Source organism: Nonomuraea terrae (assembly GCF_044465245.1).
Lineage (GTDB): Bacteria > Actinomycetota > Actinomycetes > Streptosporangiales > Streptosporangiaceae > Nonomuraea > Nonomuraea terrae.
On sequence record NZ_JBITLL010000002.1, the window covers coordinates 725,511 to 744,594 of the forward strand.

General features: G+C 72.3%; 20 protein-coding genes. 6 read left to right on the forward strand and 14 right to left on the reverse strand.

Annotated elements, in window-relative coordinates; all coding sequences use genetic code 11:
• Positions 1-107 precede the first annotated feature (107 nt).
• The 7 genes from pcaDC to ACIBP6_RS09740 are packed head-to-tail and all read right to left on the reverse strand — an operon-like array spanning position 108 to position 6,372.
• Positions 108-1,229, reverse strand: coding sequence for a bifunctional 3-oxoadipate enol-lactonase/4-carboxymuconolactone decarboxylase PcaDC (gene pcaDC / locus ACIBP6_RS09710; protein ID WP_397050539.1), 1,122 nt, complete (start codon positions 1,227-1,229; stop codon positions 108-110).
• Complete coding sequence (gene pcaB / locus ACIBP6_RS09715) at positions 1,229-2,590, reverse strand: 3-carboxy-cis,cis-muconate cycloisomerase (RefSeq protein ID WP_397050541.1); 1,362 nt, start codon at positions 2,588-2,590, stop codon at positions 1,229-1,231. The genes pcaDC and pcaB overlap by 1 nt, the downstream gene beginning before the upstream one ends.
• Positions 2,577-3,101 carry a protocatechuate 3,4-dioxygenase subunit alpha gene (gene pcaG, locus ACIBP6_RS09720; protein WP_397050543.1) on the reverse strand — a complete coding sequence of 175 codons (525 nt, stop codon included), beginning with the start codon at positions 3,099-3,101 and terminating at the stop codon, positions 2,577-2,579. Before pcaG ends, pcaB begins: the two co-directional genes overlap by 14 nt.
• Positions 3,098-3,847 (reverse strand): protocatechuate 3,4-dioxygenase subunit beta, encoded by a 750-nt coding sequence (gene pcaH / locus ACIBP6_RS09725; RefSeq protein ID WP_397050545.1) that lies wholly within the window; start codon positions 3,845-3,847, stop codon positions 3,098-3,100. Before pcaH ends, pcaG begins: the two co-directional genes overlap by 4 nt.
• A 4-nt stretch (positions 3,848-3,851) precedes the next feature.
• Positions 3,852-5,000, reverse strand: coding sequence for a thiolase family protein (locus ACIBP6_RS09730; protein ID WP_397050546.1), 1,149 nt, complete (start codon positions 4,998-5,000; stop codon positions 3,852-3,854).
• Positions 4,997-5,626: a CoA transferase subunit B gene (locus tag ACIBP6_RS09735; protein WP_397050548.1), complete on the reverse strand. Its 630-nt coding sequence runs from the start codon at positions 5,624-5,626 to the stop codon at positions 4,997-4,999. Before ACIBP6_RS09735 ends, ACIBP6_RS09730 begins: the two co-directional genes overlap by 4 nt.
• A complete protein-coding gene (locus ACIBP6_RS09740) occupies positions 5,623-6,372 on the reverse strand; it encodes a CoA transferase subunit A (protein WP_397050550.1) in 750 nt (249 codons plus the stop codon). Before ACIBP6_RS09740 ends, ACIBP6_RS09735 begins: the two co-directional genes overlap by 4 nt.
• A gap of 142 nt (positions 6,373-6,514) precedes the next feature.
• Between ACIBP6_RS09740 and ACIBP6_RS09745 the strand changes: the two genes are divergently transcribed.
• Positions 6,515-8,038: an IclR family transcriptional regulator domain-containing protein gene (locus ACIBP6_RS09745; RefSeq protein ID WP_397050552.1), complete on the forward strand. Its 1,524-nt coding sequence runs from the start codon at positions 6,515-6,517 to the stop codon at positions 8,036-8,038.
• Here the strand turns inward: ACIBP6_RS09745 and ACIBP6_RS09750 are convergent.
• The 4 genes from ACIBP6_RS09750 to ACIBP6_RS09765 form a co-directional block, all read right to left on the reverse strand.
• Complete coding sequence (locus tag ACIBP6_RS09750; RefSeq protein WP_397050554.1) at positions 8,026-9,429, reverse strand: amino acid permease; 1,404 nt, start codon at positions 9,427-9,429, stop codon at positions 8,026-8,028. The two genes, ACIBP6_RS09745 and ACIBP6_RS09750, sit on opposite strands and share 13 nt — an antisense overlap.
• A 60-nt stretch (positions 9,430-9,489) precedes the next feature.
• A complete protein-coding gene (locus ACIBP6_RS09755; protein WP_397050556.1) occupies positions 9,490-11,040 on the reverse strand; it encodes an AMP-binding protein in 1,551 nt (516 codons plus the stop codon).
• A 59-nt stretch (positions 11,041-11,099) separates the two neighbouring features.
• Entirely contained in the window at positions 11,100-11,372 is a 273-nt protein-coding gene (locus ACIBP6_RS09760; protein WP_397050558.1) for a hypothetical protein, read from the reverse strand.
• Between the two features lie 113 nt (positions 11,373-11,485).
• Positions 11,486-12,151 (reverse strand): TetR/AcrR family transcriptional regulator, encoded by a 666-nt coding sequence (locus ACIBP6_RS09765; protein ID WP_397050560.1) that lies wholly within the window; start codon positions 12,149-12,151, stop codon positions 11,486-11,488.
• Between ACIBP6_RS09765 and ACIBP6_RS09770 the strand changes: the two genes are divergently transcribed.
• Positions 12,132-13,358 (forward strand): hypothetical protein, encoded by a 1,227-nt coding sequence (locus ACIBP6_RS09770; protein ID WP_397050562.1) that lies wholly within the window; start codon positions 12,132-12,134, stop codon positions 13,356-13,358. The genes ACIBP6_RS09765 and ACIBP6_RS09770 overlap by 20 nt on opposite strands.
• Before the next feature lie 23 nt (positions 13,359-13,381).
• Here ACIBP6_RS09770 and ACIBP6_RS09775 read toward each other — a convergent pair whose 3' ends face one another.
• On the reverse strand, positions 13,382-13,789 hold the full coding sequence (locus ACIBP6_RS09775) for a hypothetical protein (RefSeq protein ID WP_397050564.1): 408 nt from the start codon (positions 13,787-13,789) through the stop codon (positions 13,382-13,384).
• Positions 13,790-14,055: 266 nt separating this feature from the next.
• Positions 14,056-15,225, reverse strand: coding sequence for a phosphatidylserine/phosphatidylglycerophosphate/cardiolipin synthase family protein (locus ACIBP6_RS09780; protein WP_397050566.1), 1,170 nt, complete (start codon positions 15,223-15,225; stop codon positions 14,056-14,058).
• A 208-nt stretch (positions 15,226-15,433) separates the two neighbouring features.
• On the opposite strand from ACIBP6_RS09780, the gene ACIBP6_RS09785 reads away from it, so the two are divergent.
• The 4 genes from ACIBP6_RS09785 (at position 15,434) to ACIBP6_RS09800 (ending at position 18,041) form a co-directional block, all read left to right on the forward strand.
• Complete coding sequence (locus ACIBP6_RS09785; protein ID WP_397050567.1) at positions 15,434-16,234, forward strand: SDR family oxidoreductase; 801 nt, start codon at positions 15,434-15,436, stop codon at positions 16,232-16,234.
• Positions 16,235-16,458: 224 nt separating this feature from the next.
• Entirely contained in the window at positions 16,459-16,914 is a 456-nt protein-coding gene (locus ACIBP6_RS09790; protein ID WP_397050569.1) for a globin domain-containing protein, read from the forward strand.
• Positions 16,915-16,922: 8 nt separating this feature from the next.
• Positions 16,923-17,357, forward strand: a complete 435-nt coding sequence (locus ACIBP6_RS09795; RefSeq protein ID WP_397050571.1) for an SRPBCC family protein — start codon at positions 16,923-16,925, stop codon at positions 17,355-17,357.
• 261 nt (positions 17,358-17,618) lie between these two features.
• Positions 17,619-18,041, forward strand: a complete 423-nt coding sequence (locus tag ACIBP6_RS09800; protein ID WP_397050572.1) for an ester cyclase — start codon at positions 17,619-17,621, stop codon at positions 18,039-18,041.
• 86 nt (positions 18,042-18,127) lie between these two features.
• Here the strand turns inward: ACIBP6_RS09800 and ACIBP6_RS09805 are convergent, their stop codons facing one another.
• The gene (locus tag ACIBP6_RS09805) at positions 18,128-19,003 is read right to left on the reverse strand and encodes an alpha/beta fold hydrolase (RefSeq protein WP_397050574.1); all 876 of its coding nucleotides are present in this window, start codon (positions 19,001-19,003) and stop codon (positions 18,128-18,130) included.
• Positions 19,004-19,084 lie beyond the last annotated feature (81 nt).

Here is a 19,084-nt window from a genome sequence, read left to right on the forward strand (position 1 = left end):
CACGGTCGCGTAGACCTCGGCGGCGTAGGGGCTGACGTCCTAGGTGGTGACCCGCCCGGAGACGGCGGGGACGGCCTTGCCGTCGATCAGCAGCTCGCGGCTGAAGCTCATGGGGTTTCCTCTGCTGTTTCGGTGAGGACGCGCTGCGCGACGGCGAAGGCGGCGTTGGCGGCGGGGACCCCGCAGTAGACGGCGCTCTGCAGCAGCACCTCGCCGATCTCGTCGGGAGTGAGCCCGTTGCGCAGGGCGGCGCGTACGTGCATCGCCAGCTCGTCCAGGTGGCCGCGGGCCACCAGCGCCGTGAGGGTGACGCAGCTGCGGGTGCGCCGGTCGAGGCCGGGGCGGGTCCAGATCTCGCCCCAGGCGTAGCGGGTGATGAAGTCCTGGAAGTCCCGGGTGAAGCCGGTGGTGCGGGCGACGGCGCGGTCCACGTGCGCGTCGCCGAGCACCTCGCGCCGCACCCGCATGCCGGAGGCAGTGGGCGACACGGTGGGCGACACGGTGGGCAGGTGGGCGAGCAGCGCGGCCGTGACCTGCTCGGGGCGGTCGGCGGGGGCCAGGTGGGCGGCGCCGGCGATCTCCACGAGCGTGGCGTCCGGGATGCCGTCGGCCAGCTCCCTGGCGTGCGCGGGCGGCGTGGCGGGGTCGGCGCGGCCGGCCACGACGAGGGTGGGCACGGCGATGGACGCAAGCTCGCCGCGCAGGTCGTAGGCGGCCAGGGCGTCGCAGCAGGCGGCGTACGCGGCGGGGTCGGCGGCGGCCACGTCGTCCAGGAGGTCCTGGCGGGGCGGCCCGGCGAACCAGCGGCCCACGCCGGCCTCCAGCAGCGGCCCGGTGCCCTCGGCCCGGACCAGCGCGGCCCGCTCCCGCCAGGAGGCGGGGTCGCCGAACCGGGCCGAGGAGCAGACCATGGCCAGGGAACGCACGCGTCCGGGGTGGCGGGCGGCCAGCGTGGCGCCGATCGCGCCGCCGATGGAGACGCCCGCGTAGTGGAAGGTCTCCATGCCCTCGGCGGCGGCCGTCTCCAGCACCAGGGCGGCCAGGTCGTCCAGGCTCGCGAACGGCTGCGCGGGCGAGCCGCCGTGGCCGGGCAGGTCGTACCTGAGGACGCGGAAGGTGCGGGCGAGCGCGGGCACCTGCGCGTCCCACAGGCGGGTGGAGGTGCCGAGCGACGGCCCGAGCACGAGCGGCTGCCCCTGTTCGGGGCCGTCCAGACGGTAGTGCAACATCACGGCTGTGCCTCGTTGTCCATGCCCGGCTCGACAGACGCGCGGCCGGGGATCTCGTCGGTCAAGGCTCGGTCCCCTTGCGAGCGGCCGGGGATCTCGTCGGTCAAGGCTCGGTCCCCTTGCGAGCGGCCGAGGATCTCGTCGGTCAAGGCTCGGTCCCCTTGCGAGCGGCCGGGGGTCTCGGCGGTCAGGGCTCGGTCCACGAGCGCGGGTGCGGGGCCGGGGTCTTCGGGGACGGTCAGGTTGGCGCGCATGCGGCCGGGGTGTACGCGCAGGCCGGTGACGAGTTCGGCGGCGTCGCGGGCGGCGCCGGCCACCAGGCGCAGCGCCTCGCGCAGCGGCTGCCACTCGGCGTGCCAGGCTCCGGACGGGCGCTCGTCCTCGGCGGCGAGGGAGCCGTACAGGACGGCGGCGAGCGACGGCACCTGGCGGGCCGCCGCGGCGATCATCGTGGCCCTGACGGGGTTGTGCTTGTGCGGCATGGACGACGACCCACCGCCCACGCCCTCGGACAGCTCCCCGATCTCGGTGCGCGACAGCACCAGCACGTCGGCCGCGAGCTTCCCCAGCGCCCCAGCGGTGAACGCCAGCGCCCCGGCCAGGTCGGCGACGGGGGTGCGCACCACGTGCCACGGCAGCCGAGGCTCGGCCAGCCCGAGCTCGGCGGCGAACACCCCGGGCAACCGCAGCGCCGTATCGACGCCTTTCTCCCCGAACGCGGCGAGGGTGCCGGCGGCGCCGCCGAGTTGCGCGGGCAGGGCCTGGCGGGCGGATGTCAGGCGGGCGCGGGCGGCGGTGGCGAGTTCGTGCCAGCCCGCCGCCTTGAGGCCGAACGTCGTGGAAACGGCCTGCTGCGTGAGCGTCCGCGCGGCCATCGGGGTGTCGCGGTGCTCGGCCGCCAGCGCGGCGAGCCGGTCGGCCACCTGATCCAGGTCGGCCAGGACGAGTCCGAGCGCGCGGCGGGCGATGAGCATGAGCGCGGTGTCGACGATGTCCTGGCTGGTCGCGCCCCGATGCACGTACGCGCCGTGCGGCGTGGCGGCCTTGCGCAGGTCCTCCACCAGCGGGATCACCGGGTTGCCGCCGGAGCGGGCCCGCTCCACCAGGGCCGGCAGGTCGAACGCCGCCGCGCGGGCGGCGGCGGTGACGGCCACGGCCGCTTCGGCGGGCGCCAGGCCGAGGGCCGCCTGGGCGCGCGTCAGCGCCGCCTCGGCGTCCAGCATGGCCTGGAGCACGGCGGCGTCCCCGGTGGCCTCGGCCGCCCCGCGCATCGGGGACAGCAGCCCGAGGTCGGCCGCCGCACCGCCGGGCCCCGCCGTGGAGGCGGGATCCGGCGGGGGCCCTTGATCAGCCGAAGTCAAGGAAGACCGTCTCCTTCTCGCCCTGCAGGTGGATGTCGAAGCGGTGCACGCCCTCCCGCTCCTCGGCCGCCACCAGCGTGGCCCGCCGCTGCGGCGGCAGGGAGTCCAGGAAGGCGTCCTGACCGAGGTAGATGCGGGTGTAGAGGTGGTGGAGCAGGCCGCGGGCGAACACGCACACGCTGATGTACCCGTTTCCCGGCCGCACCGTACGCAGGACCCAGTGGCCGTCGGCGTCGGTGGGGACCCGGCCGAAGCCGGTGAAGTCGACGCCGTTCCTGCCGATGACCGCGCCGTTCACCGGGTCACGCCGCAACGAGCCGGGCCTGCCCCGCAGGTCACCGTCCTCGTCGGCCTGCCAGAACTCCAGCAGCGCGTCCGGCACCGGCGCGCCCGCGCCGTCGTGGACGTACCCGTGGACGGTGATGCCGCCGAGCGCGATGTCGCCGCCGCCGGGGAACGGCAGGGCGTACCCGTAGAACGGGCCGACCGTCTGCGAGGGGGTGGGGTTCATCGGCCTTCCTCCATCCAGGTCGCGGCGGGGCCGTCGAGCACGATGTCCCACCGGTAGCCGAGCGACCACTCCGGCTGCGACAGCTCGTGCGCGTACGTGGCGACCAGCCGCTGCCGGGCGCTCTCGTCGGTGACCGACTGCAGGATCGGGTCGTACGGGAAGAGCGGGTCGCCCGGGAAGTACATCTGGGTCACCAGCCGCTGGGTGAAGGCGGTGCCGAACAGCGAGAAGTGGATGTGCGCCGGCCGCCAGGCGTTGACGTGGTTGCGCCACGGGTACGCGCCGGGCTTGATCGTGGTGAAGCGGTAGAAGCCGTCGTCGTCCGTCAGGCAGCGTCCGACGCCGGTGAAGTTGGGGTCGAGCGGCGCCGGGTGGTCGTCGCGCTGGTGCAGGTAGCGCCCGGAGGCGTTGGCCTGCCATACCTCCACCAGCTGCCCGCGCACGGGGCGGCCGTCGCGGTCGAGGACGCGGCCGGTGACGGTGATCCGCTCGCCCAGCGGCTCGCCGAGGTGCTGCTGGGTGAGGTCGTTGTCCAGCGCGGTCACGTCGGTGACGCCGAAGACGGGCCCGTTCAGCTCGGCCGCCTCGGGGTCCTTGATCGCGACCAGCGGCTGCTTGGGGTGGCGCAGGAGGGTGCTGCGGTAGGGGGTGTAGTCGCGGGCGGGGTGGCCGGAGGGTCCGCCGCCGGAGCCGGTCAGCTCGGCAATCTCGCGGTCGATGTCGGCCTGATGGAGGGGTTCTGACATGACGCTACCTTTCGAGTACGACGGCCAGCCCCTGGCCGACGCCGATGCACAGGGACGCGACGCCGGTGCCCGAGCCGGCCGCGGCCAGCCGGTGCGCCACGGCGCCGGTGACGCGGGCGCCCGACGCGCCGAGCGGGTGGCCGATCGCGATCGCTCCCCCGTCGGGGTTGACGATGGCGGGGTCAAGGTCGGGCAGCTCGGCCAGACAGCCGAGCACCTGCGCGGCGAACGCCTCGTTCAGCTCGGCGGTGTCCAGGTCGGCGAAGCGCTTGCCGGCCTTGGCCAGCGCCCTGGTCACGGCCTCGACGGGCCCGAGCCCGAAGTAGCGGGGCTCCAGGGCGCTGACGCCGCTCGCCACGACGCGGGCGAGGGGTTCGCGGCCGCGCAGCCCGGCCTCGTCGGTCAGCAGCAGCGCCGCGGCGCCGTCGTTGAGCGGGGAGGAGTTGCCGGCGGTGACGGTGCCGCCGTCCTTGCGGAAGACGGGCTTCAGCTTGGCCAGCGCTTCCAGGGAGGTGTCGTGGCGGATGCCCTCGTCGCGGGTGAGCCCGGCGACCGGCACGATCTCCCGCGCGAGGTCGGCCTTGGCCGCCTTCTGGTGGCTGGCCAGCGCGTACGCGTCCTGCTCCGCGCGCGTGATCCCGTGCTTGTCGGCGATCAGCTCGGCGCCCTCCCCCAGCGCCACCGTGTGCGCGGCGGGCATCTTCGGGTTGACCAGCCGCCAGCCGAGCGTCGTGGAGACGAGCTCCTGGCCGCCGGCCGGGAAGGCCTTCTCGGGCTTGGGCAGCACCCACGGCGCGCGCGTCATCGACTCGACGCCGCCCGCGATCACGGTCGAGGCGTCGCCGACGGCGATGGCGCGGTAGGCCTGAATGACGGCCTCCATGCCGGAGCCGCACAGGCGGTTCACGGTCGCGCCGGGCGTGGTCACGGGCAGCCCGGCGAGCAGCGCGGCCATGCGGGCGACGTTGCGGTTCTCCTCGCCGGCGCCGTTGGCGTTGCCGAGGATCACCTCGTCGGCGCCGTCCAGGCCGTTCCGCTCGGCCAGGGCCGCGACGACGTGGGCGGCGAGGTCGTCGGGGCGGATGCCGGCGAGCGCGCCGCCGTAACGGCCGAACGGCGTGCGTACGGCGTCGACGATGTAGACGTCCTTCATGCGGTGACCTCCGCGTCGGTACGGGAGCGCAGCTCCTCCACGCTCACCCCGGGCGCGCACTCGACCAGCTTCAGCCCCTCGCCGGTGATGTCGAGGACGCCGAGGTCGGTGATGATGCGGTGGACGCACTCCTTACCCGTCAAGGGCAGCGAGCACTCCTTGACGATCTTCGGGGCGCCGTCCTTGGCGGTGTGCTCGGTGATGACGATGACCTTGCGGGCCCCGTGGACGAGGTCCATCGCCCCGCCCATGCCCTTGACCAGCCTGCCGGGCACCATCCAGTTGGCCAGGTCGCCGCGGGCCGAGACCTGCATCGCGCCCAGCACGGCCACGTCGATGTGGCCGCCGCGGATCATGCCGAACGACATCGAGGAGTCGAAGAACGACGCCCCCGGCTGCACGGTCACGGTCTCCTTGCCGGCGTTGACCAGGTCGGGGTCGAGCTCGTCCGGCTTCGGGTACGGGCCGACGCCGAGGATGCCGTTCTCGGAGTGCAGGACGACGTCCACGCCGGCCGGCAGGAACGACGGGATGCGGGTGGGCAGGCCGATGCCCAGGTTGACGTAGTCGCCGTCGCGCAGTTCGGCCGCCGCCCGCGCGACCATCTCGTCGCGGGTCCAGCTCATGAGGTCGTCCTCTTCTCGATCGACTTGTCGGCGGCCTGCTCGGGGGTGAGCACGAGGACGCGCTGGACGAACACGCCGGGCAGGTGGACCTCGTCGGGGTCGAGTTCGGTCAGCTCCTCGACCTCGGCGATCGTGACGCGGCCGGCCATGGCGGCGAGGGGGTTGAAGTTCCTGGCGGCCTTGTTGAAGACGAGGTTGCCGTACCGGTCGCCCTTGGCCGCCCGCACCAGCGCGAAGTCCGTACGGATGCTGTGCTCCAGCACGTACGGCCGGCCGTCGAACTCGCGCACCTCCTTCGGCGGCGAGGCGGCCGCGACGGAGCCGTCGGGGTTGTGGCGCAGGGGCAGGCCGCCCTCGGCGATCGGCGTGCCGACACCGGCCGGGGTGTAGAAGGCGGGGATGCCGGCGCCGCCGGCGCGCAGGCGTTCGGCGAGGCTGCCCTGCGGGGTGAGCTCGACCTCCAGTTCGCCGGACAGGTACTGCCGGGCGAACTCCTTGTTGTCGCCGATGTAGGAGGCGGTGACGCGGGCGATGCGCCCGGCCGCCAGCAGGACGCCGAGGCCGCCGCCGTCGACGCCGCAGTTGTTGGACACCACGCCGATGCCGGTGACGCCGGTGTCGTAGAGGGCCTGGATCAGCACGTTGGGGATGCCGCTGAGGCCGAAGCCGCCGACGGCGAACGACGCGCCGTCCTGCACGCCCGCCAGCGCCTCCGCGGCCGTGGCGACCACCTTGTCTCTTGGCACGACGCTCCGTTCGCCCAGATGTGTTCGCTCTGCGAACTTTAGTTCACTATTGTGGTGTTTCGAGTATCTGCGCGGGGGGCTGTCCTGTCAAAGCCCTTCGGGAGGGAAACGCCCTTCGGGCAGGAGGCGGGAGGTGGAGCCGATGGAAGCGGCCGGAACCCTGGAGCGCGGCCTGGCCGTGCTGCGCGCGCTGGCCGCCGAGCCAGGACGGCCGGCGCGGGCGACCGACCTCGTCCGCGCGACCGGCCTGGCCCGCTCCACCGTGGACCGGGTGCTCGGCACGCTCGCCCACCTCGGCTACGTACGGCTCGACGGGCGCGACGTACGGCTCGCGCCGCGCCTGATGGAGGTGGGCGAGGCGTACCTGGGCGGCAGCGGGCTGCGCGACGCGCTCGCGCCGGTCGCCGAGCGCCTGGCCGAGGAGCTGGACGAGTCGGTGTCGCTGGCGGTGCGCGACGGCGACGGGGTGCGTTTCGTCGTGCAGGTGACCCGGCGGCGCACGATGTCGGTCACCTTCCGGGTCGGCGACCTGCTGCCCGCCGACCGGTGCGCGGCCGGCCTGGCCCTGCTCGACCCGTCGGCGCCGTACGCGCTGGACGACCAGCTCATCGAGCCCGGCCTGATCGCGGTGGCGGCGCCGGTGCGGGAGCCGGGCCGGCGGGTCGCCTGCGCGGTCAGCGTCGTCAGCCACACCAGCCGCCACACCGCGACGGGCCTGCGCGACCACTGCATGCCCGCCGTGCGCAAGGCGGTCGCCGAGATGGAGGCGGCCCTGACCGGCCACCACCCCACCGATTCCGCGGCGCAGCCCCCCGCCCCGTCCGCCGCGTCCGGCCCGGCCCCGCGGGAGCCGGCTGTCGTCGTGGGTGATGCCGCGCGGAGCGCGAAGCGGGAGCTCGGGATGGGGTTCCTGCAGTCGCTGGCCCGGGGCCTGGCCGTGCTGGTGGCGCTGGGGTCCGCGCGGGGCGGGCTGACCCTCGCCGACTGCGCCCGCGCCACCGGCCTGCCCCGGGCGACCGTGCGGCGCGCGGTCCAGACCCTCCAGAACCTCGGCTACGCCGCCGCCGACGGCGGCCGCTGCACGCTGCTGCCCAGGGTGCTGGAGCTGGGGTACGCGCACCTGTCCGGGCTGACGTTCGGTGAGATCGTCCTGCCGCATCTGACCGACCTGGTGGCGCGGGTGCGCGAGTCGGCGTCCGTGGCGATGCTGTCGGGCGACGACGTGGTCTACGTCGCCAGGGTGCAGACGGTCGGCATCATGAGCGTCGACATCACCGTCGGCACCCGGCTGCCCGCGTACGCGACCTCGATGGGGCGCGTGCTGCTGGCCGGGCAGCCGGAGGAGCGGCTGGCCTCGATCGTCCCGCGGCGGCTGTCGCCGCACACCGTCACCTCGCGGGCCGAGCTGACGGCGGCCGTGCGGCGGGCCGCCGCGGACGGGTACGCCCTGGTCGACCAGGAGCTGGAGGAGGGCGTCCGGTCGATCGCGGTCCCGGTCCGCGACCGTGCCGGCCGTACGGTGGCGGCCGTGAACGTCGCCACGCACGCCGGTCGCGACGGCGCCGCCGACCTCGTGCACCGCGTCCTGCCCGCCCTCAGGGAGAGCGCGGCCCGGATGGAGGCCGACCTCGCCTACACCGCCTGCGCCGTCGCTCAGCGCGGCTGAGCGGAGTTCAGCGCCGAGTGGCGCCTGCTGTAGGCGAAGTAGAGGACCAGCCCGAGGGCGAACCACGCGGCGAAGCGCAGCCACGTCACCGGGTCGAGGAACGTGATCAGCCAGATCGAGAACAGCACCCCGATGGCCGGCACCACCGGCATCCCCGGCGTGCGGAACGAGCGCGGCAGGTCGGGCCGGCGGTAGCGGAGCACGATCACGGCCACGCACACGACCACGAACGCCAGCAGGATGCCGATGTTCGTCAGCTCGGCGGCCTCCCGGATGGGCAGGAAGCCGGCGATCACCGCGGAGGCGGCGCCGACGATCCAGGTGACCCGGGACGGCACCCGCCGCACCGGGTGCAGGCGGGCGAACCAGCCCGGCAGCAGCCCGTCGCGGCTCATCGAGAACCACACGCGGGTCACGCCCAGCATGAACGTGAACATGACGGTGAGGATGCCGACGATGGCGCCCACCGCGATCACCGCCGCCAGCCCCGACAGCCCGACCGAGGCGAATGCCGAGGAGAAGCCGCTCTCCGGGTCAATGTCCCGGTAGTTCTGCATGCCGGTCAGCACGAGCGTGGCCAGCACGTACAGGATCATGGAGATGACCAGCGAGTAGACGATCGCCCTGGGCATGTGCCGCTGGGCGTCGCGCGACTCCTCGGCGGCGGTGCTCATCGCGTCGTAGCCGAACACCGCGAAGAACACCGTGGCCGCGCCGGTGATCGCGCCGCCGACCCCGAACGGGAAGAACGGCGTGTAGTTGGCGGTGTTGATGTGGAAGAAGCCGACCACGATGACCAGCAGCACGACGGCGACCTTGATGCCCACCACGAACGTCTCGAAGCGGGCCGCGGCGCGGATGCCGAGGTTCAGCAGGAAGGCGATCAGCAGGCACAGCACCACCGCGAACAGGTCGACCACGTGCCCGTCACCGGTCCCGGGCGCGCCGAGCATCCAGGCGGGCACGGTGAGGCCCAGCTGCTGGACGAGGAAGCCGAAATATCCGGAGATGCCGATGGCGACGACGGCCACGATCGCGGTGTACTCCAGCAGCAGGTCCCAGCCGATGAACCAGCCGACGATCTCCCCCAGGACCGCGTACCCGTAGGTGTAGGCCGAACCCGCCTTCGGGATCATGCCGGCGAACTCGGCGTACGAGAACGCCGCGGCGGCGCTGGCCACCCCGGCGATGAGGAACGACACCAGCACGGCGGGACCGGCGGTCTGGTTGGCGACCGCGCCCGCCAGGGCGAAGATGCCCGCCCCGATGATGCCGCCGACGCCGATGGCGGTCAGCTGCCACAACCCGAGCGAACGGGACAGCTCCCCTTCGTGCTCGGTGGCGATCTCCTCCACCGGCTTGCGCCTGAACACGCTGTCCGAAGCGACCATGACGCCCCCCACTGCCGATCGATCGGCTCCGTGGGTGCGACCTTCCCTCGCGGGGGCCGCCTAAGCAGGCCAGGCCGCGGAGCGGTCTCTGAGCACGTTCTTCTGGATCTTTCCGGTCGAGGTCTTCGGCAGCTCGCCGAAGTACACCGCCTTGGGGGCCTTGAAGTGCGCCAGCCGGCCGCGCACGTGCTCGATCAGCTCGGCGGCGGTAGCGTTCGCGCCCGCGGCGAGGGTCACGTACGCGATGGGCACCTCGCCCCAGTGCGGGTCGGGCCGGGCGACGACCGCGGCCTCCTGCACGGCGGGGTGGCTGACGAGGGCGTTCTCGACCTCGACGGAGGCGATGTTCTCACCGCCGGAGATGATCACGTCCTTGGCGCGGTCGACGAGCTGCACGTAGCCGTCGGGGTGCAGCACCCCCAGGTCTCCGGTACGGAACCAGCCGTCGGCCGCGGCCTGCTCCGTGGCCGCCGGGTCGCGGTGGTAGCCGACCATCACGTCGTTGCCGCGTACCGCGATCTCGCCGATCGTGGCGGCGTCGGCGGGCACGTCGCAGCCGTCCTCGCCGACGACGCGGACGCGCTGGGCGATCACGTTGCCGACGCCCTGGCGGGCGGTCAGCGCGGCCAGCTCCCCGACGCCGAGTCCGCTCCACTCGGGCTGGGGCTGGTTGATGACCGCGGGGCCGTACGTCTCGGTGAGCCCGTACAGGTGGATGACGTCGATGCCGGCCTGCAGGGCCCGGCCGAGCAGCGCGGGGCTGGGCGGCGCGCCGCCGACGCAGGCCAGCAGGCGCGGATCGAGGGCGGCCGTGGGCGCGTCGGCGTGCGCCAGCAGCGACGTCAGCACGGTCGGGGCGCCGCACAGGTGGGTGACGCGGTGTTCACGGATCAGCGCCCACGCCTGGCCGGGGTCGACCTTGCGCAGGCAGACGTGCCGGGCGCCGGCCAGCGTGACGGCCCACGGGAAGCACCAGCCGTGGCAGTGGAACATGGGCAGCGTCCACAGGTAGCCGCTCGCGGCCTCCAGCCGGGTGTGCAGCGCCATGGCCAGGGCCTGCAGGTAGGCGCCGCGGTGGTGGTAGACGACGCCCTTGGGGCGGCCGGTCGTGCCGCTGGTGTAGTTGATCGACAGCGGCGCCAGCTCGTCCTTCACCGGCACCAGCAGCGGCTCGGCGGCGTCGAGCAGGGTCTCGTACTCGGCGGTGGACACGAGCCTGGGCTTCTGCCCGCTCTCCTCGGCCGCCGCCGTGGCCAGGCCGGTGAGTTCGTCGTCGTGCAGCAGGACGGACACCTCGGCGTGGCCCAGGATGTAGGCCAGCTCACCGGACGACAGCCGGATGTTCAGCGGCACCATGACCGCGCCCGCCGCCGGCACGCCGAACGTCGACTCCAGCAGCAGGTGGCCGTTGGGGGCGAGCACCGCGACGCGGTCGCCCGGCCGCACGCCCAGCCCCGCCAGCGCCCCGGCCAGCCGGCGCGCGCGCTGCCACAGCTCGGCGTACGTGAGCCGCAGGTCGCCGTCCACGACCGCGAGGCGCGGCCCGAACACGGCCGCGGAGCGCTCGAGGAAGCTCGTGGGAGTCAGCGGTTCGAACGACAGAACGGACATTCGACCCTCCTAACGGACACCCAATGATCGTCGCACGCCCGCCGCCCGCCCAGAAGCCCTCACATGTCGCGGAACTCCCGCCACCCCCGCGCGAGGGCGACCACGAAGATCGCGCAGAAGGCGACGGCGAAGGCCTCCCTGGAGATCGCCAGACACCCCAGCGCGACCGCACCCAGCACGATGAGGACGGTGACGAACACCCGGTCGTCCATGAGCCCGGCCGAGCGCTCGGGGTACTCGACCGACGACGGGAACGGCTCCCATGACCGTCCGCACTGCAGGCACTGCCACGGCTCGGCCGGGGCCGTGACGGGGGGGTGACACCGGTGCATGCGTCCTCCACGGATGATCTCGTCAAGCGACGCCGTCCAGAATGCCGCCGAACCTCACTGCACGCATCAACGAGTTCCGCCGGTCGGCGGTCACGAGACCTGGAGACCCTGCGTCAGGCCGGTGCACGCCCGCGATTCTGGACGCCGTCCAGGATCACGTCGAGCCCGTCGACGAACCAGTCCCTGCCCCGTTCCGGGACGGGGTGCCGGACCAGCCGCCGCAGCCGCGGGAACCGTTCGAGATCGACGTCGAGCAGACGCCTCTGCCAGTTCAGGCCGGGATCGTCCGCCTGGCCGTCGCCCCGCTCGCCGAGAACGACCCGGACACTTCCCTGGACGTAGGTGTTCACGGTCATGATCACGCGGGCGGCGACGTGCGGCTCCAGGCCGAGAGGCGCCAATGCCTCCAGGGCCCATTCCATCGCCGCGAACGACTCCGTGCCGAACGGCGGGGCGACGCTGCTCGTGGCGTCGAGCATCCACGGATGCTCCAGGAACATGCGCCAGTCGGTACGGGCGAGCGCGTGCATGCGTGCCCGCCAGTCCATGCCCTCCGGGTCGGGATAGGCGTAACGTCCCGTCACCTGATCCACCATGGCCGAGATCAGGTCGTCCTTGCCGGCGATGTGCCGGTAGAGCGACATGGTGCCCGATCCCAGGCGCTCGGCCACGCGCCGGATGGAGACCGCATCGATGCCGTGCTCATCGGCGACCATGATCGCGGCGGCCGCGATGCCCTCCCTCGTGAGAGGGGCGGCGGTGCGCGGTCGTCTGCTCACGCCTGCTCCGCTCTCTCGACGTCACCCGGGCTTGCCTCAGCATATCGCCATGGGTACGGTGTACGCATCGCTTGATGCGTACACCGTACCCATGGACGAGGAGTGCGCGATGAAGATGTCCGCCCCGCCGCGTGCCATTTTCAGCATGATCGAGGGCTACCGGCCGATCACCAATCTGCTGGGCTCCGGAGACCCGAATGTTCACAAGATCGATGACAGGTGGTGGATGTTCTTCGGCGGGTTCCAGCGCAACTTCCGGAACAACCTGTTCAGCGCGAGCCTGCCGAGGGGCGCCGAGCTTCGGGACGGCGCGGACTGGACCATCACGACCGACCCCGACCGACCCGGCAGGGCGCTCCCCCTGATCGACCAGCCAGGGAAGGGCGAGTGGGATCACTACGGGCTGCATGAGCCCTGCTTCGTCACCGGAATGACGCGGACCTCCGCGGGTGACCGGGTTCCGTGCCGGCGTATCTACTACACGGGCAGAAGCTCCCGCAAGGTCATGGGTAACGACAGGCCGTTCTCGATCGGCTTCCTCGAGAAGACGTCCGGCGGATGGAGGCGGAATCCCGAGCCGGTGATCGTCGGCGACTCCAGGAACCCGAGCACCCTCGGCCCGAAGGTCGTGTTCGCGGACGGGAAGTGGCGGATGTGGTTCCGTGCGACTCCGGGCGAACCCGCGAAGGGGGAGCACCCGGTCGCGGAGATCCATTACACGGAGAGCGAGGACGGGATCGGCGGATGGGCGCGGCCCCGGCCGTTCCACTCCCGCGCCGAGGGCTTCGCGCACGCATACGTACGGGCGGGCGCGTCGTCGTACGAAATGCTGCTCAGCAAGAGCCCCAACCTCTTCGGCGCATCGCACTATCCGCCGCAGAGACTCTGGCTGAGCACCTCGTCCTCCCCCAGTGGCGACGTGCGCGACTGGTCGGCACCCGAGGTCGTCCTGGACGCGGCGGACGGCCCGCCCTGGCTCCGGAACGGCTTCTTCGGTTCGAGCCTGTGCGCGGACGACGCCCCCGACGCCGCCCATCTCCGCCACGTCTTCTTCACCGGAGTCCACGCCACGATCAACTGGCCGGGCCACGCGATCCGGAGGCTCGCCTCGCTCCGGCCACCGCCGGTGCCATCCCCGTTCTACTTCACCATCGGCCATGTCATGGTGAACCTGGCCGGCACATCCCCCCGCCGCGATCCGACCTAGGCGCGGCGGCGTCGATCACCAGGTCACACGTCGCACCGGACCATGCCCGGGATCGGGTCGTCCGGGTGCTGAACGTGGACGGCGGGCATGTAGCCCCACGCTTGGTTCTCCGGATCGACGACCACTCGGTCGCCCTGGGTGTAGTACCAGACGTTGTTGCCGCCGGGGTGCATGCGGATGCGGTCCCAGCACAGGAACCAGCTCCTGGTGGATTCCATGATCCCGACTTTGGTGGTGTTCCGGTAGACGCCTGCGCCGGCGTCGTTGTCGCAGTACCACTTCTGGTATCTGCCGTTCCATGGGTCGGTGATCCACTCGCTGGACTTCCTACAGGTCGTCGCCGCGCTGCCGGAGGTGCTCGCGGTCGCGGGAACGGATCCTGTCAGGAGCACTCCAGCGGCGATCGCGGCCGCGGCCATTTTCATCCTCATACGCCGGTTTCCTGTTCTCCATCGGTGCCCTGCGCAGGGCCTGTCAGGGCCTCAGCTTCGACCGCCGACGGATTGTCCGAAACCCGCTTTCACCAGTGCAGACAAACCTCCTCTCGGTTGCTCAGGAAGTGAGCGGCCCGGCCAAGGCGCCGGTCGCCCTCACGTCGGAGGGCGGCGAGCTGATCGCCGCCCTCCTGCCGACATCGGCGCCGAGCCCGCCGCTGACGGCAGCGCCGCGTTCCTGCGCGGCCGGGGACGGTGACCGCTCAGGAGCCGGCGGCGGCGCGCATGCGGTCGAAGTTGGCGACGTACTGCCGGTAGACGTTGCGGTCGTTGAGCCGCAGCAGCGTCTCGTCGTTGCGGCGCAGGGACGTCTCGTTGTAATTGTGGCTGCCGGTGAAGACCCAGTGGGCGTCGCGGTCGCCGTCGTAGGAGCCCTCGACCAGCAGGTACTTCGAGTGGATCCGGCCGGGCAGCGCGCCGCCGGACCCGAGGGTGCTCAGCTCGACCCGCGGCTGCGCCTCCAGGACCGCCTTCACCTCGTCGTCCATGATCCCGTACACGATCGTGACCTCGCACCCGCCGGCGGCCAGGTCACGCAGGCGCTCGGCGATCGCGACGCGGGAGGCGTCCCACTCGGACATGCCGACCCTGATCGCGGTGCCGCCGGAGCAGGAGACCTTGGCGAGGTCGTCCACGACGGGGTCGCCGCTCGCCTTCGGGAAGAACTGCGCCCGCACCGAGCCGCCGCGGGCGCCGGTCTGGACGGAGCGGAAGTAGTCGAGGTTCTTCCGCTCGGCGGCCAGGTCGGCGAAGTAGGCGTCGTACGCGGCGTACAGGCGCTTGTTGCCCGGCAGGACGACGGCGTTGTTCCAGTACGTGGTCGAGTTCAGGTCCGTGAGGTTGGCCGAGGACTGCACGACCACGTCGGAGGCGTCACCGGCCCGCGAGAACAGGTAGAACTTGTTGTGCTGCCCCTTGTTCCCGACGCAGGCCGCCGTGCCGCCGGACATCGGCCCGGTGCACACGTGCAGCCACGAGCGGGCGGTGACGTCGGTGCCCAGCTCGGCGGCGAGCTGCGCGGCGACGGCCGCTCCGCGCCGGTCGCCGTCCAGGACGACGCGCACGCCGACGCCGCGCCGGTGGGCCTTGACCAGCTCCGTGGCGAACTCCGAGCCCGCCGTGCCCGACATGACGAAGTGCGCGACCTGGATGCTCGCACCCGCCGGGGTCTGCCGGACGAGCCCGCAGAGCGTCCGCACGATGGCGACCGGGTCGCCGCCCACCGGCTCGCTGAAGACCGCTCCTGTCGCCACCGGCGCCGTGGGGGCGTCGGCGCAGGGGGACGCGGCCGTGCCGGCGCCCGCGCCCGTACCGGCGAGCACGGAGGCGGCCAGGGCGGCGGCGGACAGGACGGACAGGGACGGGCTGAACATGCGAACTCCTCCAACGTTTCGGCCAGCCTTGATCATCCGATTACGGGCTGGTCCGATACCGATCGTGGAGGTCCTTCCGCTGATCACGGTGACGCCCGTCAGAAGAGCCTCTGAACGATCAGCGAACATCTCGCGGTCGGCGCCCCGCCGTTTCGGCCGGGCGTCCGGGGAAGGAGACGACGGTCCGGGAACGCGGAAGCGAGGGATCATGAGCGACGGATACGACCGGGTGGCGATCGTGACGGGGGCGGACTCGGGGATCGGCAAGGCCACCGCCGTGGCGCTGGCGGAGCAGGGGTTCGACGTCGGCATCACCTACCACGAGGACCGCGACGGGGCCGAGGAGACGGCGGAGCTCGTCCGCTGCCTGGGGCGCGCGCCCGCCGTGCGCCGGCACGACCTCACCGACCCCGAACGGGCGTCGGCGATCGTGGACGAGCTGGCCGAGGAGCTCGGCGGGCTCGGCGTGCTGGTGAACAACGCGGGCACCGGCAGCCACGAGCCGCTCCTGGACATGGGCTTCGACCGATGGCGGCAGGTGCTGGCGGTGGACCTCGACGGCCCGTTCCTGTGCGCGCAGCGGGCGGCGCGGCGCATGGTCGCGACCGGCCGGGGCGGGCGCATCGTCAACGTCACCAGTGTGCACGAGGAGTACCCGAAGATGGGCTCGGGCCCGTACTGCGCGGCCAAGGGCGGGCTGCGCATGCTCAGCCGGGTGCTCGCGCTGGAGCTGGCCGAGCACGGCATCACCGTCAACACGGTGGCCCCTGGCGAGATCGCCACGCCGATGACCGGCCAGGAGGACATGCCGCCGCAGCCGGGCAGCCGTCCGGGCAACCCCGTCCCCCGGCCGGGTGACGCCCGCGAGGTCGCCGCCGTCGTCACCTTCCTGGCCGGGCCCGCCGCCTCGTACGTGACGGGGACGACGGTGTTCGTGGACGGCGGGATGACGATGATGGGCCCCCAGGGCGCCTCCGCCCTCAGCTCGGGCGAGTGGCGCAAGCTGTAGGCGCAGGTGTGCCGTCAAGGGGCCGGGCCAACGGCGAGTGCACCCTCGGCACACGGGCGGATGGAGGCGCGGCGAGGACCGTGACCCGGCCCCTGCTCGCCTCGTAGCGACGAGATCTGCCGGTGAATCGCGTCTTCCGAGATCACAGAAAGGTCCGCCGGCGGCGGGCCCGCGCACCGGCACGCCGATTCCGGTGGCGGGCGCGACGTGGCACAGTCTTGCCCATGAGCCGCCCTTCGATCTTCGAGTGCGCGGGCGGCGAGGACGCCTTCCTGGCCCTCGCCGCCGCGCACCACCGGCGTTGCCTGCTCGACCCGGTGCTGAACCACCCGTTCTCCCGGGGCACGCGCCCCGACCACGTGCGTCGCCTGGCCGACTACTGGGGCGAGGTGTTCGGCGGTCCGCCCCGGTACACCGAGGGCGACACCGGCCAGTCCGCCATGCTCGCCCGCCACGCCGGCAACGGCATGGAGGACGACCTGGGCGAACGCTTCGTGGCCTGCTTCGTCGCGGCGATCGACGACGCGGAACTGCCCGGCGACCCAGAGCTGCGACAGGCGCTGCGGGCGCACCTGGTGTGGGCTGTCGACGACGTCCTGACCTACGCGCCGCCCGGCTCCGAGGTCCCGGCGGGCCTGCGGGTGCCGCGCTGGTCATGGCACGGGCTCGAACGGCGGTGAGCCGGCCGATGACGGTTCTACGCAACGTCTTCCACGTGCCCGCCGCCCCGGACGCGGTGCTCGCGCACCTGAGCGAGCCGGCGAGCTACGTCGGCCTGTCGCCCCTCGTGGTGGAGGTGCGCGACGTGCGGCGCGAAGCCAGGGAGCTCCGGTACGTCTGCGTGGAGCGGTTCCGTTTCCTGCGCGTGGTGACGTACGACAACCTCATCGAGGTGACGCTGCGGCCGACCGGCGACGGCATCGAGGGCGAGGTGGACAGCCCCGGCGGCGTGCGGATGGGCTACCGCTTCGCCCTGGCCGCCGCCGACGGCGGGACCGAGGTCACGGACGTCCTCGCCGTGCGTGCCACGCTGCGCCCCGTCCAGCGGTACGCCGCCCGCAAGGCCCGCGAGGTGCAAGTCGCCCGCGCCGAGGTGCTCACCGAACGAGCCCCCGCACTCTGACGTCCACAGCCACCGCTCACCGGGGAGTGCTCAGGCCGGAGGTCATCACGTCGATCAGCAGGTCGTAGCTCTCGTCCAGTTGCTCGGGGAGCCCGGACCCGCCGCCGGCCCGCAGCACCGGGAACCCGTGAACCGCCGCGTGCGCCGAATTCGCCGGCCCGGCCCGAAGGCGGAGATCCCCTCTTCCCGGGCAGCGCGTCTCACAGCGGTAACGACTGACAGTGAGGGTAGGGAAGGCGAGGTACGAGAAGGGGGCTCGTGATGCCTGATGCCGTCGACCGTCTGCTGGACGCGGTCAACGCCCATGACATGGAGGCGGCCGCGCGCTGTTACTCCGCCCAAGCCGTCATGATCGGCCCCGAACTCCAGGCCGACGGACCCGAGGAGATCTGCTCGTACCACGAGCACGTGCGACAAGGCTTCCCCGACATGCGCATGACCGTCTTCGAACGCCTCGAACAGAACGACACCGTGGTGCTCGAAGGCGCCTTCACCGGCACCCACGATGGGCGGTTCCTGATCTCCGGGGGAACGCTGCTCGAACCTACCGGCAACTTGGTGAACAGCCGCTTCTGCTGGGTGTTCACCAAGGAGAACGACCTCATCTCCGCCCACCGCGTCTACCACGATCAGGCGGAGATCTACCATCAACTCGGCATCCGCTTCGTCCCGGTAACGGCCTGAAGGCGGAGCGACCGGCGAGGAAGCGCCATGTGCCGTCGTGTCACGACACGCCTCCCGTCCGCCCGGTCCGGATCGCCTCGCCGCTGCTAGGTATGGACGCGGATGAGGAAGTTACGGACCAGAGGGACGATCTCGTCCAGGCTCGTCTCCAGCGCCCAGTGCCCGGCGTCGAGGAGGTGCAGCTCCGCGTCCGGGAGGTCACGCAGGTACGCCCGGGCGGACCCCTCGGGCATGTAGCCGTCGTGCGGCCCCCAGACGATCAACGTGGGCGGCCGGTGCTTGCGCAGATACGCCTGCTCCCTGGGGAACCAGGCGAGAGTGGTCGCCTGATCTTCGAACAGGCCCACGACGTTCTCCCTGCGCCGAGGCGTGTTCATCAGGCTCCAATGCAGCTTCCACAGATCGGGGCCGACGCGCTCTGCCAGGTGCGGCGGAAGGTCCCCGACGAACTCGTCGCGGAAACCCTCCTCCGAGACGTTGCGGGCCATCTTGTTGCGTCCCTCCGGCGTCGGCGAGGCCCAATACTCCCTGAGCCAGGCGTACTTCGGGCCCAGGGCGTCCTCGTAGATGTCGCCGTTCTGGATGACGAGCGCGACGACCTGCTGGGGGGCGCGCAGGGCCAGCCGGAGCCCGAACTGCGAGCCGTAGTCGTGCAGGTAGAGCGCGTACCGCGACAATCCCATGACCTCGGTGAAGCGTTCGAGGAATCGCGCGTAGCCGTCGAAGGTGTACGAGAAGTGCTCGGGCGTGTCGCTGTAGCCGAACCCCGGCAGGTCCGGGGCGATCAGCCGCCAGCGGTCGCCCAGAGCCGGCATGAGTGCGCGGAACTCGTAGGAGGAGCATGGGTAGCCGTGCGGCAGCAGGAACACCGGCGCGTCGGCCGATCCCGCCTCTCGGTAGAAGGTCGCGATCCCATCGACGTCGATCGTCCGGTGGGCGACCGGGGCGGGCAGCGAAGACACGGGAACACCTCCGCAGCCGCCACTGCCCGTACTCGTCAGGATATGCACGGAACGGCCTCTGGACTCGGTCGCGGACGACGT